Genomic DNA, 25,776 nt, shown 5'->3' on the forward strand with positions numbered 1-25,776 from the left:
CAATGGATTACAAGGAAGGAGCCTATAAGGTACGGGATCTGAGCCTGGCGGAAGCCGGCCGCAAGCGCATTGCATGGGCCGAAAGCCGCATGCCCGTGCTCATGCATCTGCGCGCGCGCTACAGCAAGACGCAGCCGTTTAAGGGCTATAAGATTGCCGGCTGCCTGCACGTAACCAAAGAGACGGCAGTTCTGATCGAAACCTTCAAGGCCTGTGGTGCGGAGGTGGCCTGGAGCGGTTGCAATCCGCTTTCGACGCAGGACGATATTGCTGCGGCGTTGGCCGCTGCCGGCGTTGAAATTTACGCCTGGCATGGGCAGAGCGTTGAGGAATTCTACTGGAGCATTGAGCGTACGCTGGACAGGCCGCCGCATCTGACCCTTGACGACGGCGCAGACCTGATCTTTACGGTCCACCACAAACGCCCGGAGCTGGCCCAGCATATCATCGGCGGTTCGGAGGAGACAACCACCGGTGTCAAGCGGCTGCGGGCCATGGCAGCCGATGGGAAGCTGCTGTATCCGGTTTTTGCCGTTAACGATGCTGAGACGAAGTGGGACTTTGACAATATTTACGGCACCGGACAGTCCACCATCGATGGGATCCTGCGCGCCACCAGCGTCTTGCTGGCAGGCAAAAACTTTGTCGTGGCCGGCTACGGGCACTGCGGGCGGGGCGTCGCCATGCGGGCGCGTGGCATGGGCGCCAACGTCATTGTTACCGAAGTGAAGCCAACGGCTGCTCTGAAGGCTGTGCTGGATGGTTTTCGGGTAATGCCTATGGACGAAGCGGCTGAAATTGGCGACATCTTCGTGACTGCCACCGGTATGAAGGACGTGATCCGGGGGCGCCATTTTCGAAAAATGAAGGATGGAGCCATCGTATGTAACACCGGCCACTACGATGTGGAGCTAAACCTGAAGGAGCTGGCTGAGCTGGCGGTGCAGGTGCGCGAAGTGCGGCCCAACAACAAGGAATACCTGCTCGAAAATGGTCGGCGTATCTACGTGCTGGCCGACGGCCGCCTGGTTAACCTGGCCGCCGCAGAGGGCCATCCCTCGGAAGTAATGGACATGAGCTTTGCCAACCAGTTCATGGCGCACCTCATGCTTGTCGAAAAGCATAAAGCTGGTGAGAAACTCCCGCCGCAGGTGATTGATCTGCCCGAGGAGCTGGATCAGGAGATCGCCCGCATCAAGCTGGAAACGATGGGTATTCAAATTGACACCCTCACCGAAGAGCAGCAGGCTTACGCTACCGATTATACCGCCGGCACCTAGCTCAGAAAGGCTATCAGAAAGGCAATAAGTTATTCCGGGGCCATCCGGCAGGATGGCCCTTTTTTATCACGGCATGCGATGGAATCGATGGGAGAAGCAGTCTGCACACCGGTCGTTCAGCAGCAACGTGTCGGATGCAATAAACGTGATGCGCTGCTCGGGCATAAAGCGTCCGTCGGAGGGACGGTAGCGGATATACCATGCTTTGTTGCGCTGAAAGAGCTGGTAATAGCCCGTAAGGGGAGGCTGATCACTTCGATGCCAGATAAAGGTACGGTTTGCATGGAAAGTGAGTTGAACGGTATATCCGGCGTCTTCCGGGGTTAAACGTATCCCGGCTATTCCTCCGACGGACACTTCCCATTCCCAGGAGCCGATCAGGGCGGGCAGGGGCGTATCGGTGGGGCCTACCAGGTTGCAGCCGGCTACCAGTAAGACGCCCGCGAGTAACATGCCAGCGCGCCACATAGGAGGGAGGCGTTCGATGCTCAGGCTCATCAAGGAAAATGTTGTATCACCGGCCAGGTTTCCTCAAACGACAGAGACGGTAGAGGGCTGCTTCTTCGTCCGGCGTCAGTGGACGCCACTGGCCGGGCGCCAGTCCATCAAGGCGTAAAGGCCCCAGGGCGACGCGAACTAGCCGGAGCGTAGGGTGGCCTACGGCCGCCGTCATGCGGCGCACCTGCCGATTTTTTCCTTCCCGGATAGAAATTTCAAGCCAGCAGGTAGGAACGGTTTTTCGGTAGCGGATCGGGACGGGGCGCGGCGGCAGCGTCGGCGGCTCAATCCGGCGCACTCGGGCGGGACGGGTTCGATAGCCGCCCGCAATCACGACGCCTTCGGCCAGGCGTCGCAGGGCTTCGTCGTCAGGAATGCGCTCAACCTGAACCCAGTACGTACGCCAGTGTCCATAGCGTGGGTGTAGCAGCCGATATTTGAGTCGTCCGTCGCTGGTGAGCAGCAACAGACCCTCGCTGTCCATGTCCAGCCGTCCTACTGGATAGACATCGGGCACGTCAATGTAACGCTTCAGGGTTGGACGTCCAGCCGGGTCCGTAAACTGACTCAGCACCCCGTAGGGCTTCCAGAACAGAAGGTGTCGAATAGGCTTGCGCATGGCATTGTCGGGCCCGCTAAATTCTCCGGCACTTTAACGGCAGGATATGTTCCAGGTTGAACTCAGGGCAGGCTGACTCGTATCAGCCGCCTGGGTCCGACCAGATCCAACGTTCAGCTAAGCTTGCCATGCGACGCGTCCTGCCGCTTCTGGGGTTGTTGTTGCTGCCACTGGTGGGAGGGGGGTGCTCTCAAAACGCCCGCTCTGAAGAGCCTGCTCCGGACACGCCGGGGGTGATGGCGGACACCGTAGATCTGCAAACCCAACTCTACCGCTCCCGGGAAACAGCGATCACGCGGGCGGTGCGTGAAGTCTCGCCTGCCGTGGTGAGCATCAACGTGTTGGAAGTGCAGCGCATCCGCTACCGGGATCCATTCGCCGACTTTTTCAACGATCCAATCTGGGAGTTTTTCTTTGGCGGACCCCGCTCCCGTATCATTGAGCGCCAGATTCATGCCATTGGCTCGGGATTTATCATTTCGCCGGATGGCTACATTGTTACAAATGACCATGTGGTAGGAAACGCTACCAGAATTACCGTTTCTTTCCCTGACGGTCGGGCCATGGATGCCGAACTGGTGGGGACAGATCCGGTTACGGACATTGCGCTGTTAAAGGTAAACCCGGATCGGCCGCTGCCTTACCTGCGCTTCAGTCGAAGCAAGCCCATTGTGGGCGAATGGGTGATCGCGCTGGGCAATCCATACGGTCTGTTTGAGGCGGCGCCGCCTACGGTGACGGTCGGCGTGGTGAGCGCCGTTGGACGTAACCTGCCGCCTCAGAATGGCCGACTCTACCGCGATATGATCCAGACCGATGCAGCCATCAATCAGGGCAATTCGGGCGGACCGCTGGTGAATGCGCTGGGTGAAGTGATTGGAATGAATGCGGCTATCTACTCGGAGACGGGTGGCTCGGTAGGGATTGGCTTTGCCATTCCGGCGGATAAAATCCAGCGCATCGTTGCGGAGCTAAAGGCGAAGGGTTATGTGGACCGGTCCTACTACACGGGGCTGTACGTGCGGGATCTGACGCCTCGGATTGCGCAGGCGCTGGGCGTAGCAGATACCCGCGGTGTGTTCGTGACCGATGTGGACCCTGGCTCGCCCGCTGATGAAGCTGGCCTCCGACCGTATGATGTGATCGTGTCGTTTGGCGGCACCCCGGTCGCGAACAGTGACGAGCTGCGGGCCCGGTTGTTTGACTTTCGGCCGGGCGACCGCGTGCAGGTCGGCGTGCTGCGTGAAGGACGACGGCTTACGCTGGAAATGCGCATCGGACGGCAGGAGTCACGGTAATGAAGCCCACCCTTCTTCTGACTGGACTGGCGCTGTTGCTGGCGGGGTGTTTCCCGGGATCGTGCCGGCGCGAGGAGCCCCGCGCGCTGTTGCCTTCCGACTCGCTTTCGCGCCAGATAGCGGCTACGGTTCCCTTCGATACACTCCAACCGTACTGGACTGTCTCCGCCTCGGAAGCTCTTCCGCTCAAACGACCCCGCACGGTTCAGTTTGGTCCCGACGGTCTGCTGTACCTGAGCGATGCCGAGCGCCACTTGCTGGCCGTGCTTGACGCAGCCGGTACGTTGCGCGATACGCTGCAACCCTCTGGCGTGCGCTATCCCTATCTCGCGGGGTTTCGACACGATACGCTGGTGGTGCTGGCTCCCGAGGCCCGGCAGCTTGTGCTTGTGGCCCGACGGCAGGTGGTGCAGCGACTTCCTTTGCCCTCGTTGCTGCCCGACCGTGCATTGCTCTACGCAGCAGCCACGCCCCAGGGCTACTTTGTCAAGGCCGTGCGTGAAGGACAGGGCGGCATTCTGGTGCAGCTCGACCGCCAGGGACGCGTGCTGCGCCAGCAGCCCCTCCCTGAACCGTACTGGCGCTACGCCGGGTTTGTGCGCCCCTGGGGCGACACGTTGCTGAGCCTGGCTGGCTTTCGGCCGGTGATCGATCGCTGGTGGCCTGATGGACGACTCGATACGCTGGCGCTCGTAGGATTTGATTCGCCCATGCTGGCGCGAAGCCGCGCCTTCCTGGTTGGAGAGGTGCATGAAGCGCCGCTGCTCACCTCTTCGGCTGTGCCCGTTGACTCGCTGCTCTTTGTGCTGAACCTGCGGCCTGGCTGGGTGCAGATTGACGTATACGGCCTGCGCGACGGCCACCTGCGCCACCGGCTCGTCCCCCCAGCGCAGCCCCTGAATCGCCGGTTTTATCCACATGATCTGGCGGTGCGGTGCCAGCCCTCTTCATGTTTGCTGGTCGTAGTGCTAAACGATCCGGAACCCCGCATCGTGGCCTATCGCTGGCCCCCTCCGGGGAACAGCGCTCCATCGTGACCGTGCTACCTAACCTGACTGCTCGAACCGATCTTCTGAGGCCATGGGACGTGTGTTGACCGAGTTGAAGACGCTGGGTGACCTGAAGGAGGCAGGCTATCAGCCGCTTTCGGTCAAAGATGAACTGCGTAAAAACCTGATCGCCAAGTTGCGGCGTGGCGAAGAAATCTTTCCTGGCATTATTGGCTACGAACGCACGGTCATTCCGCAAATCCAGCATGCCATTTTAGGCCGGCACGACATGATTCTGCTCGGGCTGCGCGGACAGGCCAAAACGCGTCTCATCCGAATGCTTCCTGCGCTGCTCGACGAATACATCCCCATCATCAGGGGCAGCGAAGTCAACGACAACCCGTTTGCTCCCATTTCAAAATACGGCCGGGAAATCGTCGCCGACATGGGCGACGACACCCCCATCGAATGGTTGCATCGAAGCCAGCGGTATGCGGAAAAACTGGCCACGCCCGATACGACCATTGCCGACCTGATCGGCGACATCGACCCTATCAAGGCCGCTAACCGAAGGCTGACCTATGCCGACGAGGAAGTCATCCATTTTGGGCTTATCCCGCGCACAAACCGGGGCATTTTTGCCATCAACGAACTGCCCGACCTGCAGCCTCGCATCCAGGTAGGATTGCTCAACATCTTGGAAGAACAGGATATCCAGATTCGCGGCTTTAACATTCGTTTTCCCCTCGACATTCTTCTGGTCTTTACCGCCAATCCGGAAGACTATACGAACCGAGGCAACATCATTACGCCCTTGAAGGATCGCATCGATAGCCAGATCATTACGCACTATCCGAAAACAATTGAAATTGGCATTGCAATCACGCAGCAGGAGGCCTGGCAGAAGCGCGACGGACAGGTACGTGTCCATCTACCCTACTTTTTCCGGGAAATCATTGAGCAAATTGCTTTTGAGGCGCGCCAGAGCGAATACGTTGACCAGCGGTCGGGCGTTTCAGTACGTATGACGCGGGCTGCGCTTGAGTGCCTGATCTCGGCCGCCGAACGCCGGGCTCTGCTGAATGGTGAGGCAGAAACCACGGTGCGGATCAGTGATCTGCTTTTTGTGGAGCCGGCCATTACCGGAAAAATTGAGCTGGTATACGAAGGGGAGCAGGAAGGCGTGCAGAACGTCGCCCGCCTGCTGATTGGCCGTGCGGTCAAGGCTATTTTCCCACGGTATTTTCCGGACCCTGCGAATCGAAAGGAGGGACGAGCGGTCTATCAGCCGATCCTGGACTGGTTTGCTCGGGGCGGGCGGGTGGAGCTGACGCCGGAGCTGCCGTTTGACGAATATGTCCGTCGGTTGGACGCCGTGGAAGGGCTCTGCGGGCTGGTGCAGCGCTACACGCGGCCAGCCACTCCGGCTGAAACAGCGTCCATGATGGAGTTCGTACTGGAGGCGCTTCACCAGCATTCCCTGGTGGGCAAGGAGCTGATTGACCAGGAAACCCGCTACAGCGACATCATGGGAGCGATGCTCTCGTCGCTGGGCCGGGATGACGACGAAGAAGACGAAGATGATGAACTGCTCCGCGGCTACCGATGAGCACGCATGCCACAGAAACCACTTTTCGGATCCGGATGGCCGAGCCGGATGATGCGGAGACGCTTGTGCAGCTCATTTTAGAGCTGGCCGACTATGAGCGGCTTCGTCAGGAAGCGCGACCGAACCCGGAAGCGTTGCGTGCCCATTTGCACCCTGAGGCTTCGCCGCGCTGCGAAGCGCTGTTGGCCGAAGATTCAGCTACCGGCGAAGTGGTGGGCTTTGCGCTCTTCTTTGCGAACTATTCAACCTTTCTGACGCGCTGGGGCATTCATCTGGAGGATATTTACGTGCGTCCTGCCTATCGGGGGCGGGGCATTGGATTTGCGTTGCTCAAGCGCGTGGCCGAAATTGCCGTCGCCCGCGGCGCTCAACGGCTGGAATGGCAGGTGCTCGACTGGAATGAGCCGGCGCTCCGGTTCTACCACAGACTGGGCGCTCGCCCTATGCGACAATGGATCACCATGCGTTTGAGCGGTGAAGCGTTGGAACGGTTGGGGCGTAGGGAAGAAGCGCCATGAGCCTACGGGCAATCTTCGATCGGGACCAACCGACCATCGGGTGCGATGCGCTCGCACCGCTCCGGCGGTCGGGTGGGGAAACGCTCAATAGGGACGTCAGGGTCTCGGTCGCGGGGGACGTAGTGGGTATGATTACCGTGCGGGACTTCATAGTAAGGACGCCGGCCGAACAGGTCGAGCGCGTCAGCCACGGCCAACAACACGAATGCCAGCATAACCAGCCCGAGTATCAGGCGACCCCAGCGCATTGGTGCGTGTGGTGGATGATGCGTGTTTGAGGCTCCTATGGCGCAAAAGGCTGCAGGTTTCCAGATACTGCCATAAGTTTTCGCCAGAAGTATTCGAAGAACCAAGACCCGAACGATCACAATGGACAGACACCCGATCTGGTTTAATGGCAAGCTGGTGCCGTTTGAGGAGGCCAAGATTCATGTGCTCTCGCACGTGGTGCATTATGGATCGTCGGTCTTTGAAGGGATTCGCTGTTACCATACCGCTCGTGGACCGGCGGTTTTTCGGTTGCGGGAGCACCTGCGGCGGCTGATTGATTCGGCCCGGATTTACCGCATGGAGATTCCCTATACGCTGGAAGAACTGGAGGCCGCCGCGCTTGAGACCGTGCGCGCCAGTGGGTTGAAAGCCTGCTACATTCGTCCGGTGGCCTTCCGCGGCATGGGATCGCTGGGGGTCAATCCGTTGAAGGCACCGGTCGAAGTGTTTATTGCCGTCTGGGAATGGGGAGCCTACCTGGGAGATGAGGCACTGGAGCAGGGGGTCGATGTGCAGGTGAGCACCTGGAATCGCATGGCGCCTAACACGCTGCCGGCAATGGCCAAGGCAGGCGCCAACTATGCCAATGCAGGGCTGGTGAAGATGGAAGCCGTGCTCAACGGCTATAGCGAGGGCATTATGCTGTCGGTAGATGGCTATGTGGCGGAAGGAAGCGGAGAAAACCTGTTTCTGGTGCGAGACGGTGTCATCTATACGGCACCGCTGACGTTATCCATTCTGCCAGGCATTACGCGGGATGCCGTGATTACGCTGGCCCGGGATCTGGGGTATACGGTCATTGAGCAGCCGATTCCGCGCGAGGCGCTCTACATTGCCGATGAGCTTTTCTTCACGGGAACGGCTGCCGAGATCACGCCCATCCGGTCCGTTGACCGCTATACCATTGGACAGGGACGGCGGGGGCCGGTAACCGAAGCGCTGCAACGGGCGTTTTTTGAGATTGTCCGCGAGGGTAAAGACCCGTACGGCTGGTTAACGTTTGTCGAAGTGCCTCGGGAGGCAAGCGTGTCGTCCTGAGCGATGGCGCAGAGTCCGCTGACCGAACTGGGCCGCTGGTTGCTCCTGATCGGCGTGGTGCTGGTGGTGGTGGGAGGCGTATTGCTTTTACTTGGACGATTGCCGCAGCTCCCCCTGGGCCGCCTTCCAGGCGATTTTAGCTGGGAAAAGGGGAACGTGCGCATTTACTTCCCCCTGGGGACCATGCTGCTTCTTAGCCTTGTGCTCACGATCCTGCTGAACCTGCTGCTTCGGCTCTTTCGCTGAGTGCGACAGGGCTTTGCAGCCGACCGCCTGGGCGATGCGTCTGAAACGTGCAGATACGCTCAGAGCAGAAAGGGATCGTATTGAGCGGGCGTGAAGGGCGGCCCAGACAAGGCGTAGCGTTCTCCCTCGTGTCAAAACAAGGCGCCTTACCTGCCACTGACGCAACGGTTGTACGCTGGCTGAACAAAAGAGCAGCCTGCCATCGGGTGGAACGCTCTTCAGGTGCGTCTGGCCAGACAACCCCCTTGCCGGGTCTGCCCGGCCTTCCTCGATACCCGTAAGCCTATTCTGAACAGACGACGCAGATGGCTTCAACGGAGCGGCTGGTGACCCTGTTCGGTTTTGCTCTGGGCAAAGCAGAACGTGGCTCGGTGGAGATTACAGAGATCGAACGCCCGCACTCTCTTTCTGGCAACAGGAACCCCCAGGCAGTGCAGGGACACGTAATCTACCCACCTTCCTGTAGCCACAGCCTCCAATTCCTCTGACCTGTAAGCAGTGCAGCCCCAGCGCGACTTATGAGCCTGTTGCGCTTCTTGCTGTTTCTGCCTCTTTTTCTTCCTCGTCAACCCGCAGGCGGTCCAGCAATTCACTGAGCAGGCGTAATTCTTCCGCGGAAAGACGACTCATCAGGCGTTCCTGGGCTTCGTCTACTACGGGCTGCATGCGCGCCAGTAGCTCCAGGCCTTTTTCCGTAATGCCCACTTCGACGACGCGTTTGTCGTGCGTTGAGCGGCTGCGGGAGACCAGGCCAGCCCGTTCCAGCCGGTTAAGCAGCCGGGTGACATCGGGCATACGGTCGAGCATACGCCGTCCAATTTCTGTGCACGTCAATTTTCCCGGGTGGCTTCCCCGAAGGATGCGCAGCACGTTATACTGCGTGGGCGTGACCCCGAAAGGCGCCATGAGTGCGGTCAGCTCGTTTAGCACCCAGGAGCTGGTCACCAGAATGTTGAGCAGCGCTTCCTGTGCTGGCGAAACGAAGTGGCTCTGTTTGATGCGCTCGGCAAGCTTCATGGGAAAATGCGTAGTTTTGCGTAATGCTGCGTGTTGCTTAACCTACAAATTGCAGGGCCTGTGGGCAAGTCTTTGCTGCGTCCCAAAATGCTTCAACAGGGAGTTTCATTGAAAAGTTTGCGTGGCAGTTTGCCCGTGCATAAATTCGGACCGTGTTCTTCGACATGCGCCGCTGGTTCCGCCTCAGGCGGATGAAAAGGGAATCCAGTGGCCCGGTCGGCTGGCCGGGGAATCTGGAGCTGTACCCGCAACTGTGAGCCGTGGCAGCGGCCGGCAGGCGAAGAAGCTGGCGGTCACTGTCTGCTTCGGGCAGATGGGAAGGCCGTTGGTGGAGCCTGTGACGGGTCCGTTCCGTCGCGCTGACGGAACCCACGGTGAGCCAGGAGACCTGCCAGCGGCGTCAGGCCGAAGCCTCCGGGAACTGAGGTCCGCGCCTGATGCACCGCCTGTTCGACTTTTCCGACCGTGCGGTCGGCTTTTTCGTCGTTCTGGCTTGGCTGCGCTGGCCCGGACCTCGCATTGAGGTAACGGGCTTTTTTATGAACTTTCCTGCGGTTCTGCATGCGTTGCTGTTGCTGGGACTCGGGTGCGTGCTGGGTTCCCGGGCCCAGGATCGCGTAGATACTACCCTGACGCTTCCCTCCGTCCTCGTAGAGGAGCAACGCGTTGAGATTGCTGCAGCGACGGGGCAACGTCGGTGGCGGCTGGAAACGACCGATCTGGAGAGTGCAGAAGCCATTACGGTCGCGGAGCTCCTGGAGGCGCGAACCGGACTGTTTGTCAAACGCTACGGCAGCAGTGGACTGGCTACGTTTTCTCTGCGAGGTAGTAGCGCTACTCAGACCCTCCTGCTGATCGATGGGCACCGCGTGGCCGATCCCCAGTCTGGCCTGATTGATCTGACGCTGCTGCCCACGGCGTTGCTGGAGTCGGTGGAGGTAGTGCACGGGCCGGCAGCGGCGGCGTACGGCTCAGGGGCTATCGGGGGCGTGGTGCGATTGCACACCCTGCGACCGTCGGCGCAGCTGGGGGGGCGCGGAACGTTGCGTCTGGGCGCTTATGGCGAGCGCAGCATAGGCACTGTCGTTCACGGCGGAGCAGGAAAGGTCGCCCTGCTGGGAGCTGTGGAGCGCAGCCGCACAGGCGGCGCCTACCCGTATCCCAATCCGTTCCCCCCACCCCGCATGCGTCGTCGGGAAGGGGCCGACCGGCAGATGACCACGGTGTTTGGCAAAGTGCGCTTCGAGGGAAGCTGGCGGCTTGAAGGAACGCTGTGGCTGACAACGGCCCGGCGAAGCCTGCCTAGCCCGGGCAATGCGCCGCCGGTTGATGCGCGCCAGACCGACCGCCAGCAGCGCCTGTTGCTTCGGGCCGAACGACCTCTTTCCTCTGGACGGCTCTCGCTACGAGGCAGCTATCAGCGTACATGGCTGGCATACATCAACCGTTTTGCCCGTGAATCCGACACCACGCGCACGCGCGGGGTGGCCCTGGCGGTAGCGCTGGACCAGGTGCTGAACGCAAGCTGGGCGTTGCGCGTGCAGGCCGAGGCTCAGTGGGAACAGGCGGCACTGCGCGGCCGCGTTGATCAGCGCTTGGCGGCCCTGGCGGCGCATCTAACCGGGCGGCGGGGGCGGCTGGGGCTTGATCCGGCCCTGCGGCTGGATCTGTATGCGACAGCCGGACGCTCTTTCCTCGCGCTCAGCCCGCAGCTCGGACTGAACCTGACGCTTCGGGCCAATCAGCTCTATCTGAAAGGGTTCATTGGCCGCGCTTTCCGGGCGCCCACCCTGGGAGAACGGTTCTACCGCCCCGGAGGCAACCCCGATCTTCGCCCCGAGCAGGGATGGACGACGGAGTTTGGGCTGTACGCTCGCGTGCGTCTGATGGAGCTGGAGCTGACGGCCTTCCAGACCATGCTGACCAATCAAATCGTCTGGTATCCCGGCCTGGTGGCGCCGGGGTTGCAACTCTGGCGGCCGGTTAACGTGGGGCGCGTGCGCACGCGTGGTCTGGAAGCTTCGCTTCGGACTCGCCTGTCGCTTACGCCGCATGTTCATCTCCAGGGAGGACTTTTCTATACCCTCACCCGGGCAGAAGACCGTTCTCATCCCGGCACGCGGGCTTATGGACGTCAGCTCCGGTACGTTCCGCTGCATCAGCTTAAAGCCTTTCTGGACGGACAGCTTGGCCCGATCTGGCTGGGGATCCAGGTGCGCCGCACGGGCCAGCGCTATCTCACTACCGACGAAACGCAGGCGCTGACGCCTTTTACCGTGCTCGATGCGCGGCTGGGCGTTCAGCAGCGAGTGGCGTCCGTCCGGTTGGCCCTTAGCCTGACTGTTGAAAACCTGACCGACACGGCCTACGAGGTCGTGCGCTTCTATCCAATGCCGCCGCGTCACCTGCGCGTGCAGCTTCGTCTGGATCTACTTCCGTAAACCCTCAAACCTGAACAGAACGAACGATGCGACGCTGGCTCCTACTAACAATGCTTTCGCTGCTCGTATGGAGCGGCTGCGACCTGTTAGGGTCCGACGAAGAAGATGCCGACCGGCTGGTTACAGTCGGGGTCGTTGTAGGCAATGGAGGTAACTTCAGCGACCAGAACGGGTCGCTCACTTTCTACAATCCGGTTACGGGCCAGACTTCAACGCTGGCGCTGAACGCCTTTGTGCAGAGTCTGACGCTGCATAAAGGGCGGGTGTACGTTGCGCTGAACACGTTCAGCGTCGGGCAGGTTGCCGTGGTGGATGTGGCCGCTCAGCAGCTTGCCGGGCGCATTGAAGGGCTGCCTATCCCGCGTTATGTGGCTTTTGCCAGCGACCAGAAGGCCTACGTGACCAACATGGTGTTTGGTGGGAATGGTCTTGTGTTTGCAGTCGATCCGTCCAACCGGACCATCGTGGCAGATTCGATCGAAGTCGGGCCGTTTCCGGAGGGAATTGTCGTCCATGAGGGGCGTGTGTACGTGGCCAACTATGGCTCGCTGGGTGCTGGACGGACCATCTCGGTGCTTGACGCGGCAACTGACCGGGTGATCGGGACGCTTGAACCCGGGTGCGACGGCCCCAAAGCGGTGTTTGTGGACGACGAGGACGAGCTGGTGGTTGTCTGCCAGGGCAAGACCGTTTATAACGAAGATTATAGTGCCGTCATTGAGCGAACCAACGGCCAGGTGGTCTTTATGAATCCACAGACCGGGGCGGTCGTCGCCCGGCTGACGTTCGAGGTGCAGCTGGGTTCGGTAAACGGCACCCAGGTGGCCTACTATGCGCCGACGGCGGAGGAGCTGTACGTGATCAGTGGCAGCAATCGGCAGATCTTCCGCATCGACACCGACGCCAACGCCCTAGCGGCCACGTTTACGCTGCCGGAAGTGAGCGATCTGGCCGGCCTGTCGGCCATCGCCTACGACGCCGCGCAGCGGCGCATTTACGTGGCCCGACTGGCCGCCGGACCAAACGGCGCACCCGACTACACAGCCGCCGGAGCGGTGATCATTCTGGACCGCGACGGCCGGCAGCTGGGCCGCTTTACGGTCGGTCCGGCTCCCTCGCACATTGAACTGGTGCAGGAAACCCGCTGATGCGCATCGACCGCTGCTATTGCTTCCAGCGGACTTTTGCAGAGCTGCTATCCGTAGCGGCGCAGACAGGAGCCGGCAGCGTTGAGGACCTGCAGCGCCACGTGCGCTTTGGCCTCCGCTGCCGGCTCTGCCTGCCCTACGTACGCCGCATGCTTCAGACCGGCCAGACGGTTTTCTCCGAAATAATACGCGAAGACTCAGCTTCATAATCTGTTGCAACAAATTTTGTTAAAACTCAGTTAGGCATTCAAAGGCTTGTTGCTTTCTGGTGGCCACGCTGCTGTACATCTTTCCCCATCCGGACGACGAGTGTTTTGGGCCGGCGCCGGCGATTGCCCGGCAGCGGCGTGAGGGGCATGCCGTGCATCTGCTAACCTTGACGCGTGGCGAGGCTACCCGTCAGCGGCATCACCATGGCTATACCAAGGCCGAGATGGGTCAGGTCCGCTTTGAAGAGATGCAGTGTGTGGCGGAGGTGCTCGGGCTTTCCAGCCTGGAAGTGCTGGATTTTCCGGATGGTGGGTTGGCCGAGCTGGATCCCCGGATGCTAGAGGAGGTGGTGGCGCAGGCCATTGAGCGTCATCGGCCAGAGGTGGTGGTGACCTATCCAGTGCATGGCATCAGTGGGCATCCTGATCATCTGGTGACGCATGCAGCGGTCAAGCGCGTGTTCTGCGCGCTTCGTGAGCGTCTGCCCTTCCTGCGGCGGCTGGCTTTTTTCACGTTGCCGGAGGGACTGATAGAAAAGCCGCCCCATCTGCGCACTTCGCCGCGCGCGCAGATTGACGCCTGCGTTTCGTTTGCGCCAGAGGATCTGGAGAAGGCAGCGGCTGCACTGGCCTGTTACCGGACCTATCAACAAGTGATTGAACAGAACCGGCCGCTGGCATCTGTTACGGAGGGCGTGTGCTTCGAGCTGTTTCAGGAAGCCTTCGATCCGCCGCTGGAAGATCTGACGGCGCAGTTGCCCGTCCTTGAAAATACGGCACATAATGCTCCGATAATATAAACCGGGCAGGAAACGTGTATCTTGCAGCATATGCTGCAACCTGGATCCTGCCCAGCAACCCCTTCAGACGCCATGTCGCCTACCGCCTTTAACGAGCGGCCGCCGCGCGTTCTGATTGTTGACGATGAGGAGGATATTCTGACGCTGCTGGCGTACAATTTTCAGCGGGAAGGGTTTGAAGTCGTGCTGGCCCGGGATGGAGAGGAAGCATTAGCAAAAGCCGCTCAGGTGCAGCCGGACGTTATCATTCTGGACATTATGATGCCCAATCTGGACGGGATAGAAGTATGCCGCCGCATTCGGCGGGATGCCCGGTTGCGCACGACACCGGTTCTGATGCTTACGGCGCGGACGGAAGAAGAGGATCAGATCCAGGGGCTGGATGTTGGCGCCGACATGTATGTGGGAAAGCCCGTGTCCGTTCCGGTGCTGTTGAGCCAGACGCGAGCGCTTTTGCGGGGTGCTCGTCGCTACGAGCGGCCGCCGGATCTGCTGCGCATTCATGATTTAGAGATAGATCGAGACCGCTACCTGGTTTATCGTCTTACGCCGAACGGACGCGAAGCGCTTCGTTTGCCGCGCAAGGAATTTGAGCTGCTTTACTTTCTGGCCGCACATCCTGGCAAAGTATTCACGCGTCAGCAGTTGCTGGACGAGGTGTGGGGACGCGACGTCTATGTGGTGGATCGAACCGTAGACGTACACATCCGCAAAATTCGGGAAAAGCTGGGCAGCCACTATATTGAAACGGTTAAGGGCGTGGGCTACAAGTTTCGTGAATAGTGCATTATGCCCGGGCAACCGCTTCGTGGTTTTCGTCCGGGGCGGCTGGCATGGAAGCTGGCCGTCTACAGCGTGCTGCTAGCGCTGCTACCGACGGTAGGGATAGGGCTGCACGTCGATTCGCCCGGGGTGCGGCTGGGACTGTTGCTGCTGGTTTTCGGGGCAAGTGTGCTGGTGGTGGCTGCGCATCTGCTGACCCCTCGGTTGGCGCAAGCCCGCGCGCTACTCCGGCAGCTTCAGCAGCGTTCCTTTGAAGGGCTGGACCGGCCGCCTGCACCTCAGGGGGACGAGCTAAGCCGCCTTGTCTGGCAGATCTATCGCACGGGGCGCGTGCTCGAACAGGAGATCGAAGAACTTAGACGCATGGAAAGCTACCGCCGCGAGTTCCTGGGCAACGTCTCGCACGAGCTCAAGACGCCCATTTTTTCAATCCGCGGATTTGCTGAGACGCTGCTTGAAGCAGATCCTGGCGATGAGGCTACGCGCCGCGCCTTTCTGGAAAAAATCCTGCGCAATGCCGATCGGTTGGCTAATCTGGTGCGCGATCTCTCTGAGATTGCTCGATTGGAGACGGGTGCGTTGCAGATGGAGCCGGCCGCCTTCGATCTGCCGGTGCTGGTGCGTGACGTGCTTGAATCGATGGAGCCGCTGGCCGTTACCCGCCAGGTATCCCTGCGGTGTAGCATGCCCGCCGACGTGCCTCCTGTGCTGGGCGATCGGGAGCGGTTGCGGCAGGTGCTGGTCAACCTGGTGGACAATGCCATCAAGTACAACCGCCCGGGCGGTTTTGTGGAAGTGCGGCTGCAACCGCAGAATGATTGCGTGCGCATTGCCGTGGTGGACAATGGAATCGGCATTGCGCCGCAGCATATTCCCCGGCTGACCGAGCGTTTTTATCGCGTGGACCGTTCGCGTTCGCGAGAGCAGGGGGGGACCGGGCTGGGACTGGCTATTGTGAAGCACATCCTGAACGCCCATCGAACGCAGCTGGAAATCGAAAGCACACCCGGCCAGGGGGCTACGTTTGCCTTTTGTCTGCCGGTTGCGCGGTAAAGGCTTGCCTTTTATGGAGCGGCTTCGTATCGTCTAAAAAGGCCTTTGCAGCATGCTTTATCGGAAGGCATATCGTTTTCGTCCTCCCTCGGCACTGCCGGCGCGGCGCTGCCTGGTGCGGCGATGGCTTGGTCGCTGCAAGCCGCAAGAATGACCGCCTTTCGTTGAACGTCGGCAGGTAGTTGCTAGACTCCGTGCTTTGGAAAAGCCTTCCAGAACAGGGGTATTCCATCACGAATAAACGCTGCCTATGGAACTCTCGCTACTGAATTTGCTCCTGGTGCTGGTGGCCGCGTGGCTGGGGGGATTGCTGGCTACGCGGTTGGGGTACCCGTCGGTGCTGGGGGAATTGCTGGCGGGCATGCTGCTGGGGCCACCGCTGCTGGGCGTCCTGCATGGAAGCGAGGCGCTGGCTGTGGTGGGGGAGCTGGGCGTTCTGCTTATGCTCCTCTACATCGGGATGGAAATCGATCCCCAGGAGCTGGGGCGCGCTTCTAAAGGGGGGGTGTTGGCCGCGCTGGGCGGTTTTATTACACCCTTTGTTGCCTGTTATTTGCTGATTTACAGCGTAACGGGCAGCGCCTATGCGGCGATGTTTGTGGGGGTTGCTGCCGGGGTAACCTCGCTGGCCACCAAGTCGCGCATCCTGGTTGATCTGCAACTGCTGGACACGCGGATTGCGCATGTGATGATGGCCGGGGCGTTGATAACCGACACCCTGTCGCTGTTGATTTTTGCCGGCGTGATTGGTGTAGCGCAGTTTGGCAGCGTGTCGATGGTCCAGCTAAGCGTTGTAGGCCTGAAAGCGCTGGCGTTTTTCTCGGTGGCGGCGCTGGCGGGACTGAAGCTTATCCCTCGTTTTGGAGCCTGGCTGCAACGCTATGCGCCGGGGCGAACGGTTAGCTTCCTGCTGATTGTGGTGTTGGCCTTGCTTTACGCTGAGGGAGCTGAGCTAGCGGGACTGCATGGTATTCTGGGGGCTTTTCTGGCGGGTCTGTTTCTGCGCGAGCGCACGCTGGGCCGGACGCTCTCCAGGGATCTGATGGATCTTGTGCGGGACGTGTCGCTGGGGTTTCTGGCGCCGGTCTTTTTTGTGATGGCTGGCTTTGAGGTCACCTTTGAAGTGTTCTGGGAGCATCCCGTATTGCTGGCCAGTGTCATTGTGCTGGCCACGCTGGCTAAGATTATAGGGACGGCTCTCTTTTATTTGCCCACCGGGTATGGATGGCGTGAAGGGCTGGTGCTGGGGGCCGGCATGAACGGTCGGGGCGCGGTTGAGATAATCATTGCCCAGATTGGCCTTTCGCTGGGCATCATCGACACCACGATCTTTTCTATTCTGGTCTTTATGGCCATCTTTACAACGGCTACCGTTCCGGTTTTGCTCAAGCTGGGCGTGGACTGGCTCAAGCGTCGGGGTGAGCTGGTGCGCTCCGACCATGAGCGGCGGGGGGTGCTGATCATTGGGGCGGGAACGACGGCACGGGCGCTGGGACGGGTGCTGGCGCGCTCGCAACCGGTATGGGTCGTCGATCGCAATCCACAGCTCTGCGCGTTGGCAGAAAAGGATGGGCTGCAAGCGCGCTGTGGAGATGCGCTGGATGAGCAGGTGCTCAGTGAAGCCCAGGCCGCCCATGTCCGCACCTTCATTGCGATGACAGGGAATGCCGAGGTGAACGCGCTGGCGGCACAACTAGCGCGCACGGTTTTCTACGTGCCCGAAATCCATGTGCTTTTCAGCGGAGGGGATGAGGCCGAGCATCAGAGCTTGCTGACGCATCTGCACGCCACGACCCTGTTTGCCGGGTCTGTTTCGCTGGCTGCGTGGGACTATCGAATTGAGCAGGAGCGTATTGTGCGCAGCAAGGTGCGTGTGGAGCAGGCTGGGTCGGCTGCGCGATTTTTCCGAGCGTTGCAGGGGCCGCGCCCGACGCTTCCGCTGGCTGTGCTCCGAGAAGATCAGTATTGGGCTGTGCATAGTGGACTTACGCTGCAGCCTGGCGACGAGGTCATTGTGCTTCAGGCGGTCGATGTGGTGGCGGTTCCGCGTGACCGCTTCGATCGGCTGGTAGCGGAGGCGTCTGTGCTGGATCTGGCTCGTCAGCTTTCGCTTGAAGAGTTCTTCCGGAAGGCGTCGGAGGCGCTGGCGGCTCGCCTGGAGCTTGATGCGGAAACCCTGCAGCAGCGCTTTCTGGATCGGGAAGCGCTCAGCAGTACGGTTGTGTTTCCGGGCGTTGCCATTCCCCATGTGATTGTTGAAGGGCAGGGTCGCTTTGAACTGCTGGTGGCCCGTTGCCGGGAAGGCTTGCAGTTTCCCGGTCAGCCCGAGCGCGTTCATGCTGTGTTTGTGCTGGCGCGCTCTGAAGATGAGCGGACGTTTCATCTGCAGGCGCTTTCGGCCATTGCACAAATTCTGCAGCGTGAAGATTTTGAGCAGGCATGGCTGGCAGCTGCAGGACCGGAGGCGTTGCGTCGGTTGCTGCTTGAGAGCGAGCGGCGTCGGCTACCGCTTCCGGCAGGCTCGGAGCCGGGTGAAGCGCTGCCAGAAGCCTGAATCTGAAATCCAATCCCTTGCAAACCAAGACCAGGAAACATGCGGCATCGTAGTTCCAGCATCACCGATCGCCTGATTCGGCCGTTTCAGGAATTTTTTCACACAGAAGCGGCCAGTGGCATGTTGTTGCTGCTGTGCGCTGTTGTGGCGCTGGCCTGGGCCAACTCTCCCTGGGGCGCGACCTACCAGGCGCTCTGGGAGACCAAGCTGACGATTGGTCCAGAAGGGGCGGCGCTCTCCAAATCCCTGTTGCACTGGATTAATGATGGCCTGATGGTGCTGTTTTTCCTGCTGGTGGGGTTGGAGATCAAGCGGGAGCTGCTGGTCGGGGAGTTGTCGTCGCCCCGAAAGGCCGGGCTGGCCATTGCCGGAGCAATTGGAGGGATGGTGGTGCCGGCTCTGCTATACCTGACGCTGAACGCAGGCGGTGTAGGGGAGCGGGGATGGGGGATTCCCATGGCAACCGACATTGCCTTTGCGCTGGGCGTGCTGGCGCTTCTGGGCCGGGGGTTGCCGGTAGGATTGCGGGTGTTTCTGGCAGCGCTCGCCATCGTGGATGATCTGGGGGCCGTGCTGGTCATTGCTGTGTTTTATACGGCGGAGCTATCCATGGGAGCACTGCTGGCTGCCGCCGTTGTCTGGGGATTGCTCTGGGCGTGCAACCTGCTGGGCGTGCGGCAGCTCTGGATCTATGGCGTGCTGGGCGTTGTGCTCTGGCTGGCGGTGCTCAAGTCGGGCGTGCATGCTACGGTGGCTGGCGTGCTGCTGGCGCTGACGATTCCCGCGCGCCGCAAGATTGATGGCGAAGCTTTTCTGACCCAGGCGCAGACGCTACTGGAGGTGTTCCGAAAAAGTCCAGGCACCGGGCGCCTGCTCAGCGAAGATCAGCGGGATGCGGTTTACTCGTTGCAGCAGGCCTGTGAGCACGTCGAAGCCCCCCTGACCCGCATGGAGCATGGATTGCATGGGCTGGTGGCGTATTTCGTTATGCCGGTATTTGCGCTGGCCAATGCAGGCGTGGCGCTGGGCGGCGACAGTGGGCTCAGCCTGACGCACTCTGTTACGCTGGGCGTTGTACTGGGCCTGTTGGTGGGCAAGCCCATCGGCGTGCTGCTGACTGCCTGGCTGGCGGTGCGGTTACGGCTGGCTGAGCTGCCGGCAGGAGTTACCTGGGGGCAGTTGCTGGGTGTGGGATGCCTGTGTGGGATTGGGTTTACCATGGCCCTGTTTATTGCCGGGTTGGCTTTCCCCGATCCCTTGTTGCTGGATCAAGCCAAGGTAGGCATCCTGAGCGCCTCGTTGTTGGCCGGGCTATTAGGCTGGGTCTTTCTGGCGCGGGCACGAAAAATTCATCAGGCAAAAGCTCTTTCCGCATGAAACATGAGCAAGGCGCCCCCCGTTGGCCGGCCGGCTTTTTTTGCAGACCAGCCGGAGCCGTGCCATGCTGGACGTGCTGCTGACCAACCTGCTTTCGCCTATTGTACTGGCGTTTGTGCTGGGCATTGTAGCGCAGCTCATTCGCAGCGATCTTTCGTTTCCCGAACCCCTGTACCAGGCGCTGTCGATTTATCTGCTGCTGGCCATTGGGCTCAAAGGAGGGGCCGAGCTGAGCCATACGCCGTGGTCAGCCGTAGTAGGGCCGGCGCTGGTAACGTTGCTGCTGGGCGTTGTGACGCCGATCACCTCGTATGTGGTGCTGCGCAAGCTGGGGCGTATGGACCGCGTCAACGCGGCGGCTATTGCAGCCCACTACGGCTCGGTGTCGGCAGTAACGTTTATTGCGGCGCAGGCGTTTGGACAGGTGCAGGGGCATTCAATTGAAGGATTTATGCCGGCGCTGGTAGCCATGCTTGAGGTGCCGGCTATTGTGGTTGCGCTTATGATCGCCTTCATGCGCAGCAACCATCACGGATCCTGGCGTGAAGGACTGCACGAAGTGCTGGCCGGGCGCAGCATCGTGCTACTGGTAGGGGGCTTGATCATCGGGTATCTTTCAGGCATGGAAGGGCTCCAGCAGGTGGCACCGTTCTTTGTGAGTGGCTTCAAAGGAGCGCTCACGCTCTTTCTGCTTGAAATGGGACTGGTGGCTGCGCGACGGCTGCGCGATCTCAAGAAGGCGGGAGCGTTTCTGGTCGGGTTTGGCATTGTGATGCCGCTGCTGCACGGCTCGCTGGCGGTTGTGCTGGGATCCTGGGCTGGGCTGTCGGTAGGCGGCCGCGCTGTACTGGGGGCGATGGTAGCCAGTGCGTCCTACATTGCAGCGCCGGCAGCCGTGCGCATCTCCCTGCCCGAAGCCAACCCATCGTATTACCTGACGGCCTCGCTGGGCATTACCTTCCCGTTTAACCTGACGCTGGGAATTCCACTGTATTTTGCCTTAGCCCAATGGATAGAAGGATAGTTCCATGCCAACCGTAACGCTCAAGCTCGTGACGATAGTAGCCGAGCGCGTGCTGCAGGAACGGCTGCTGCGCACGTTGAAAGAGCTGGGGGCTCGGGGCTATACGCTGACCGATGTGTCAGGTGAGGGCTCACGCGGCGTGCGGGCCAGCGAATGGGAAGGACACAACGTAAAGATTGAAACCATTGTCAGTCCGGAGGTAGCGGAGCGAATTATTGAGCATGTGGCCGAACATTATTTTCAACATTATGCCGTGATTGTTTACGCGCAGCCCGTCGAGGTGGTGCGGGGCGACAAATACGTCTGAGTGCATGCTGCTGGCCGGGATTGGATTGCCTTTTCTGGGAGAGCTGGTGGCGCTCGTGGTGACGAGCGTCCTTATCGCTTACCTGTGCTATCAGATCCGGTTGGTTCCGATTGTGGGGTTTCTCCTGGCCGGTGTGCTGATTGGTCCGGGGGTGCTTGGACTGGTGCGTAACGAAACGCTCATTCAGAGCACGGCTGAAATCGGAGTCATTCTGCTGCTCTTCACAATTGGCATTGAGTTCAGGCTGGATCAGCTTCGGCGCATCTGGCGCGAATTGTTGCTGGGAGGCGGGTTGCAGGTAGGGCTCACGACGCTTATTGTGCTGGGCCTGGCTCTGGCGGTGGGGGTTGAGGTGCGGCTGGCCCTCTTTACAGGCTTTCTGGTGGCGCTCAGCAGCACGGCTATTGTGCTGAGCGTGCTCAGCGACCGGCAGGAGACGGATACGGTGGTAGGACGGTTAGCGGTGGCGATGCTCATCTTTCAGGATCTGGCGATTGTGGCCATGGTGTTGCTGGTGCCCGTGCTGGGAGGGGAATATGGCTCTGCGTCTGGTACGCTGCGTGCGCTGGGGGAGGCGTTGCTGGTGGTAGGCGGCGTGCTGGTGCTGGCGCGTCGGATTGTTCCCGGGCTGCTGGAACGCATTGCCCGCACGCGACGCCACGAGCTGTTCTTACTGACCGTCGTCGCTATTTGCTTTGGCACGGCCTGGGTAACCAGCCTGTTCGGGGTCAGCCTGGCGCTGGGGGCTTTTCTGGCCGGGTTGGTGGTCAGCGAAAGTGCGTACAGCGAGTATGCCTTGAGTGAAATTCTGCCGCTGAAGGCGCTGTTTAATGCGGTGTTCTTTGTGTCGGTGGGGTTGCTGCTGGACGTGTCGTTTGTGCTGGCGCAGCCCGGGCTGGTAGCCGGCATTGTGCTCGGTGTCCTGCTGATTAAGGTAGCCGCCACTGCCGCTGCCGCCCGGTTGCTGGGGTATCCGATCCGTGTAGCCCTGGCGCTTGGACTGATGCTGGCGCAGATTGGAGAGTTTTCGTTCGTGCTGGCGCAGGCCGGACGCGACGTAGGCCTGACGCCGGCCGGCATGGGCGAAGCAGGCACGCAGGGGTTGCTGGCCGCAACCGTACTGCTTATGGCTATCACCCCGTTGCTGATAGCGCTTGGACGGCACCTGAACGCGCGTCTGCTTCAGCGAGATGCGGCAGCGCCTGCAGCCTCGCATGCAACGACGGCGCTGGAAGACCATGTCGTTGTGGTAGGGTACGGACCAGCCGGGCAGCGCCTGGTACGGGTGCTTCGCGAGACAGGCATTCCATTTATTGTGATTGAGTTGAATCCCCACACGGTCCGAACAGCCCGCCAGGAAGGTCTTCCTATCCTGTACGGAGATGCCAGTCGCCGGCATATTCTGGAGCATGCCGCTATTGAGCAGGCCAAGGTGTGCGTCGTAGCGATCAACGATGAGGCCGCCACGCGGCGCATCGTGGAACTTGCACGGTTTCTGAATCCAACGCTGCAGATCATTGTGCGCACGCGCTTTTTGCGGGATGTAGAAGCGTTGCAACAGGCAGGCGCTGACATCGTGGTGCCTGAGGAGCTGGAGACATCGGTGCGCATTTTTACGCAGGTATTGCAGGCTTACTTTGTCCCGGAAGATGAGATTGAACGGCAGGTCGCCGCCATTCGCTCGGGAGACTATCGGATCTTTCGGGGCAGTATTCAAGAAGCCCATTTAATGGTGCTGCAAGGGCTTGACGAAGAAGGATTGCATACGCGCGCTGTGGTGGTGCGTGAAGGAGCGCCAGTGGCGGGCAAAACGTTGGCCGAGTTAAATCTGCGCCAGCGCTACGGACTGACCGTGCTGGCAGTGCGGCGGGGCAGCCGCACCATCGGCAGTCCGGCCGGCGACTTCCGCATTGAACCCGGTGATCGGCTTGTGCTGATCGGTCTGGCCGATCAGTTTGCTCGCTGTGCCGAGCTGTTTCGTCCGCCCCGTCCGGCGCCTGAGACGGCCTGAGCGGACCGCTCGGTGGCGCCGCGTTCGGGTTTGTCAGGCCGGTGGTTTTGCAGAGGGCGCCGGCGATCGTGCCGGTACGTGGGCTATTCCCCGAAGAATACGGCGTTTGCAAACAGTACCTGGCCAGCATGCCAGAATCCCCGGAAGAGCGGGTCGTCCACGAAAAAGACGAGCGTGCCGCGGCCCAGGCGCTGCGTTCCTACAACCAGCGTTTCTCGGAGGCGGTCAAAGGTTCGGTAGCCCGCAAACCCGCTGCGCGGCCGGCCCTCGTCGAGCCAGGCAACGTTCCACCCGTCTTTCAATAGCTCGTAGGCTCGCGTGCTGCGTTTCAGCGTAAAGTAGCGCGGTAGGCCAAAGGCCAGGGGATGCGTGGGGTCAAGCTGCACGCGATAGATGGCTCCTGGTACGCGGTCGCTGATCGCTTCCCGTTCGCGGTCTCCGTAGCGGCGCGGTCCGGTACGCTCCTGCTGATCCCCTTTGGCCTGTCGTTGTTTGAGATGTACTCCTTGCTGGCCAGTTAGCAGGTTAAGCGCTCCTTCCAGGGCAATCAGCCGGGCACCGCGCCGCACGCCTTCCAGAAGGGCTTCGATAGGCCATTCGCTGCTGCGGTAAACGCCGTGCGGTAGAATCAGCACATCGCCAGCTTCAAGCAGCAGTTCATTCAGTTCATCGCGCTCGATCAGCGTAACCGGATAGTGCAGCACCTGATCGAAAAAGTGCCAGATGGCTCCGGTGGCATAGGCAGAGGTAGGTGGCCCGGCCAGCAGATAAACATGGGGTTTGCGAAGAAACCGCACGCGGGATGAACCCAGATCAGGGCCTTCCTCAACGAAACCAGTGGAGGTGGAGTAGAGTGGTTGGTGCCACCGGCGTGCTGCTCGGCGTACAATCGGATCGAAGCGTGCGCCCAGGTGCTCGTTGTCGGCACGGGTAAGGATCAACGTGCCGGCTTCAAAGCGCTGGCCATTCAGGCGCAGTGGTTCTTCGGCCATTCGGACGCGGACGCCTCGTTGAAGCACCTCTGCCAGGAAGCGAGCCGCATCAAGCCCTCCCCAGCGTACCAGGTAAGCGTAGGGGCGGGAGGAGGGTGGCGAGAGAGCCGGTCGTTGCCATCCTTCCTGGTCCGGTTCCAGGCGTTCGGTCAGGGCATAGGCTTCCAGTCCGAACGCGTAAGGAAGTGCCCAGCTTGTAATATCATAGGTGAGCGAATCAGGGAGCACCGGAGTGGGGTCGAACAGCACCTGCGCCAGTACGCCGGCTGGCTGATAGGCGCTCACCACCAGGTCGCCAGGGCGCGCTTCGATGCGTCGGCGGGTGCCGGTTGAATAGTCGATGCCTTCGACCGTGCGCGCGCGCGTGAGCGTGCCGTAGCGGATGCCCTGTTGCTCGAGCAGGGCAGTCAGGGCAGCCAGGCGATCAGGATACGTGCTGTTTCGAATGAGGAAGGCCTGGTAGCGTCCGGCGGGTTGCGTTTGCGCGCGGGCAAAGTAGCGTGCAAACTGGGTCAGCAACGTGCGGCGGTGTCGGACGGCTGCTTCGATGGTTGAAAGGCCTGTAGTGTAATGATTTCGGATGCGCTGGGCTAGGGTGAGCGTATCGCCTTCGCCAGTCTGGATGGCCAGACCGGCGCGGCCTCCTCCCCCTTGCTCGTAGGTCATGCCAATGGCACCGTTGAAGGTGGGCCAGGTATCGCCGTATCCGGGATAGAACAGGTCAAACACCTCGCGTGTGAAGTACAGTCGGCCATCGGCGTCGAAATAGCGAGCATGGTTGCGGCCGATAGAGTCCTGAAGCGCGCGTTGCCAGTCGGTGATCAGGGGATGAATGGGGCGGGCAGCGGGGGCAAAGTAGTAAGGTTCATCCACGCTTTGCTCGTGGAAGTCCACATGAATCTGCGGCATCCACTGCTGGTAGATGGCCAGGCGGGCTCGGGTTTCCTGCTGCGTGCCCCAGGCCCAGTCGCGGTTCAGGTCGAAGTAGTAGTGGTTGGTGCGGCCGCCGGGCCAGGGTTCGTGGTGTTCTCGGGCCAGCGGATCGGGGTTAGGCCGTGCTCCGAGCATGCGATGGTACCACTGCACGTAGCGTTCGCGTCCGTCGGGATTCAGGCAGGGATCGAGGAGCACGACCGCTTGCTCGAGCCAGGCGCCGGTGCGCTGACTATCGGGGTGGGCCAGCGTGTAAAGAGTCAACAAGGCAGCTTCGGTGCTGACGGCCTCGTTGCCATGCACATTGTAGCTGAGCCATACGAACACCGGTCCGTCGGGGGAGGGCGTGCCGGGCAGACGACCCGCTCGGCGAAGATTGTCGGTGCGAAGCGCTTCGATACGCGCCAGGTTTTCGGGCGACGAGATAATGGCAAGGAGCAACGGCCGGCCTTCGTACGTTTCGCCATACTGAACCAGTTGCACGCGGGGAGAGGTGCGCGCTACGTATTCAAAATAGGCGACTACGCGGTGATGCGGCGTAAAACGCGTGCCCAGCGGATAGCCCAGGAAGGCCTCAGGCGACAGCAACGGCTGCGCAGTCAGGGGAGCGGCCAGTAGCAGGCCGGTCCAGCAAGCAAGACGAAACCTGCCCATATTTTTTCAGACGACTGTTGGGTTGCCACGCGGCAAGGTAAAAAAACGGCATCTTTGTGTGCAACGTCGTTGTGCAACAGCCGTGAACAGGGTAACCGCCTTGTTCTT

The 25,776-nt window shown here is 60.6% G+C and carries 23 protein-coding genes and 1 riboswitch; of the genes, 18 read left to right on the forward strand and 5 right to left on the reverse strand.

Annotated features, from left to right (window positions below; genetic code table 11):
- Positions 1–2 precede the first annotated feature (2 nt).
- Entirely contained in the window at positions 3–1,280 is a 1,278-nt protein-coding gene (locus BUA15_RS04150; protein ID WP_072714713.1) for an adenosylhomocysteinase, read from the forward strand.
- A gap of 66 nt (positions 1,281–1,346) precedes the next feature.
- Here BUA15_RS04150 and BUA15_RS04155 read toward each other — a convergent pair whose 3' ends face one another.
- A complete protein-coding gene (locus BUA15_RS04155) occupies positions 1,347–1,748 on the reverse strand; it encodes a hypothetical protein (protein WP_143149562.1) in 402 nt (133 codons plus the stop codon).
- A gap of 46 nt (positions 1,749–1,794) precedes the next feature.
- The gene (locus BUA15_RS04160) at positions 1,795–2,397 is read right to left on the reverse strand and encodes a pseudouridine synthase (protein WP_072714715.1); all 603 of its coding nucleotides are present in this window, start codon (positions 2,395–2,397) and stop codon (positions 1,795–1,797) included.
- Between the two features lie 128 nt (positions 2,398–2,525).
- Here BUA15_RS04160 and BUA15_RS04165 point away from each other — a divergent pair, with 128 nt between their 5' ends.
- Genes BUA15_RS04165 through BUA15_RS04180 form a run of 4 tightly spaced genes read left to right on the forward strand, consistent with a single transcriptional unit; the run spans position 2,526 to position 6,811 of the window.
- Complete coding sequence (locus BUA15_RS04165; protein ID WP_072714716.1) at positions 2,526–3,695, forward strand: S1C family serine protease; 1,170 nt, start codon at positions 2,526–2,528, stop codon at positions 3,693–3,695.
- Positions 3,695–4,732, forward strand: coding sequence for an NHL repeat-containing protein (locus BUA15_RS04170; RefSeq protein ID WP_072714717.1), 1,038 nt, complete (start codon positions 3,695–3,697; stop codon positions 4,730–4,732). The genes BUA15_RS04165 and BUA15_RS04170 overlap by 1 nt, the downstream gene beginning before the upstream one ends.
- Before the next feature lie 43 nt (positions 4,733–4,775).
- Positions 4,776–6,293, forward strand: coding sequence for an AAA family ATPase (locus BUA15_RS04175; protein WP_072714718.1), 1,518 nt, complete (start codon positions 4,776–4,778; stop codon positions 6,291–6,293).
- Positions 6,290–6,811 (forward strand): GNAT family N-acetyltransferase, encoded by a 522-nt coding sequence (locus BUA15_RS04180; RefSeq protein ID WP_072714719.1) that lies wholly within the window; start codon positions 6,290–6,292, stop codon positions 6,809–6,811. The genes BUA15_RS04175 and BUA15_RS04180 overlap by 4 nt, the downstream gene beginning before the upstream one ends.
- Positions 6,812–6,813: 2 nt before the next feature.
- Here BUA15_RS04180 and BUA15_RS04185 read toward each other — a convergent pair whose 3' ends face one another.
- Positions 6,814–7,059 (reverse strand): hypothetical protein, encoded by a 246-nt coding sequence (locus BUA15_RS04185; protein WP_072714720.1) that lies wholly within the window; start codon positions 7,057–7,059, stop codon positions 6,814–6,816.
- Between the two features lie 121 nt (positions 7,060–7,180).
- On the opposite strand from BUA15_RS04185, the gene BUA15_RS04190 reads away from it, so the two are divergent.
- Positions 7,181–8,119, forward strand: coding sequence for a branched-chain amino acid transaminase (locus tag BUA15_RS04190; protein ID WP_072714721.1), 939 nt, complete (start codon positions 7,181–7,183; stop codon positions 8,117–8,119).
- 3 nt (positions 8,120–8,122) lie between these two features.
- Entirely contained in the window at positions 8,123–8,365 is a 243-nt protein-coding gene (locus tag BUA15_RS04195; protein WP_143149563.1) for a DUF2905 domain-containing protein, read from the forward strand.
- 516 nt (positions 8,366–8,881) lie between these two features.
- Here BUA15_RS04195 and BUA15_RS04200 read toward each other — a convergent pair.
- Entirely contained in the window at positions 8,882–9,382 is a 501-nt protein-coding gene (locus BUA15_RS04200) for a MarR family winged helix-turn-helix transcriptional regulator (protein ID WP_072714722.1), read from the reverse strand.
- Positions 9,383–9,538: 156 nt separating this feature from the next.
- Positions 9,539–9,792, forward strand: a riboswitch (cobalamin riboswitch).
- Between the two features lie 27 nt (positions 9,793–9,819).
- Here BUA15_RS04200 and BUA15_RS04205 point away from each other — a divergent pair.
- From BUA15_RS04205 to BUA15_RS04255, 11 genes are all read left to right on the forward strand, one after another.
- Positions 9,820–11,823, forward strand: coding sequence for a TonB-dependent receptor plug domain-containing protein (locus tag BUA15_RS04205; RefSeq protein WP_072714723.1), 2,004 nt, complete (start codon positions 9,820–9,822; stop codon positions 11,821–11,823).
- 26 nt (positions 11,824–11,849) lie between these two features.
- Positions 11,850–12,971: a hypothetical protein gene (locus tag BUA15_RS04210; RefSeq protein WP_072714724.1), complete on the forward strand. Its 1,122-nt coding sequence runs from the start codon at positions 11,850–11,852 to the stop codon at positions 12,969–12,971.
- Positions 12,971–13,180 carry a (2Fe-2S)-binding protein gene (locus BUA15_RS04215; protein WP_072714725.1) on the forward strand — a complete coding sequence of 70 codons (210 nt, stop codon included), beginning with the start codon at positions 12,971–12,973 and terminating at the stop codon, positions 13,178–13,180. The genes BUA15_RS04210 and BUA15_RS04215 overlap by 1 nt, the downstream gene beginning before the upstream one ends.
- Positions 13,181–13,239: 59 nt before the next feature.
- Positions 13,240–13,980, forward strand: a complete 741-nt coding sequence (locus BUA15_RS04220; protein WP_072714726.1) for a PIG-L deacetylase family protein — start codon at positions 13,240–13,242, stop codon at positions 13,978–13,980.
- 72 nt (positions 13,981–14,052) lie between these two features.
- A complete protein-coding gene (locus BUA15_RS04225) occupies positions 14,053–14,763 on the forward strand; it encodes a response regulator (protein WP_072714727.1) in 711 nt (236 codons plus the stop codon).
- A gap of 6 nt (positions 14,764–14,769) precedes the next feature.
- The gene (locus tag BUA15_RS04230; RefSeq protein WP_072714728.1) at positions 14,770–15,816 is read left to right on the forward strand and encodes a sensor histidine kinase; all 1,047 of its coding nucleotides are present in this window, start codon (positions 14,770–14,772) and stop codon (positions 15,814–15,816) included.
- Positions 15,817–16,066: 250 nt separating this feature from the next.
- Positions 16,067–18,370, forward strand: coding sequence for a cation:proton antiporter domain-containing protein (locus BUA15_RS04235; RefSeq protein WP_072714729.1), 2,304 nt, complete (start codon positions 16,067–16,069; stop codon positions 18,368–18,370).
- Between the two features lie 39 nt (positions 18,371–18,409).
- Positions 18,410–19,747: a Na+/H+ antiporter NhaA gene (gene nhaA, locus BUA15_RS04240; protein WP_072714730.1), complete on the forward strand. Its 1,338-nt coding sequence runs from the start codon at positions 18,410–18,412 to the stop codon at positions 19,745–19,747.
- Between the two features lie 64 nt (positions 19,748–19,811).
- Complete coding sequence (locus tag BUA15_RS04245; protein ID WP_072714905.1) at positions 19,812–20,771, forward strand: sodium-dependent bicarbonate transport family permease; 960 nt, start codon at positions 19,812–19,814, stop codon at positions 20,769–20,771.
- Between the two features lie 4 nt (positions 20,772–20,775).
- Positions 20,776–21,078 carry a P-II family nitrogen regulator gene (locus BUA15_RS04250; protein WP_072714731.1) on the forward strand — a complete coding sequence of 101 codons (303 nt, stop codon included), beginning with the start codon at positions 20,776–20,778 and terminating at the stop codon, positions 21,076–21,078.
- 4 nt (positions 21,079–21,082) lie between these two features.
- Positions 21,083–23,089: a monovalent cation:proton antiporter family protein gene (locus BUA15_RS04255; RefSeq protein ID WP_072714732.1), complete on the forward strand. Its 2,007-nt coding sequence runs from the start codon at positions 21,083–21,085 to the stop codon at positions 23,087–23,089.
- A gap of 83 nt (positions 23,090–23,172) precedes the next feature.
- Here the strand turns inward: BUA15_RS04255 and BUA15_RS04260 are convergent, their stop codons facing one another.
- A complete protein-coding gene (locus BUA15_RS04260) occupies positions 23,173–25,668 on the reverse strand; it encodes a M14 family metallopeptidase (RefSeq protein WP_072714733.1) in 2,496 nt (831 codons plus the stop codon).
- Between the last annotated feature and the right edge of the window lie 108 nt (positions 25,669–25,776).

Source organism: Rhodothermus profundi, from assembly GCF_900142415.1.
Lineage (GTDB): Bacteria > Bacteroidota > Rhodothermia > Rhodothermales > Rhodothermaceae > Rhodothermus > Rhodothermus profundi.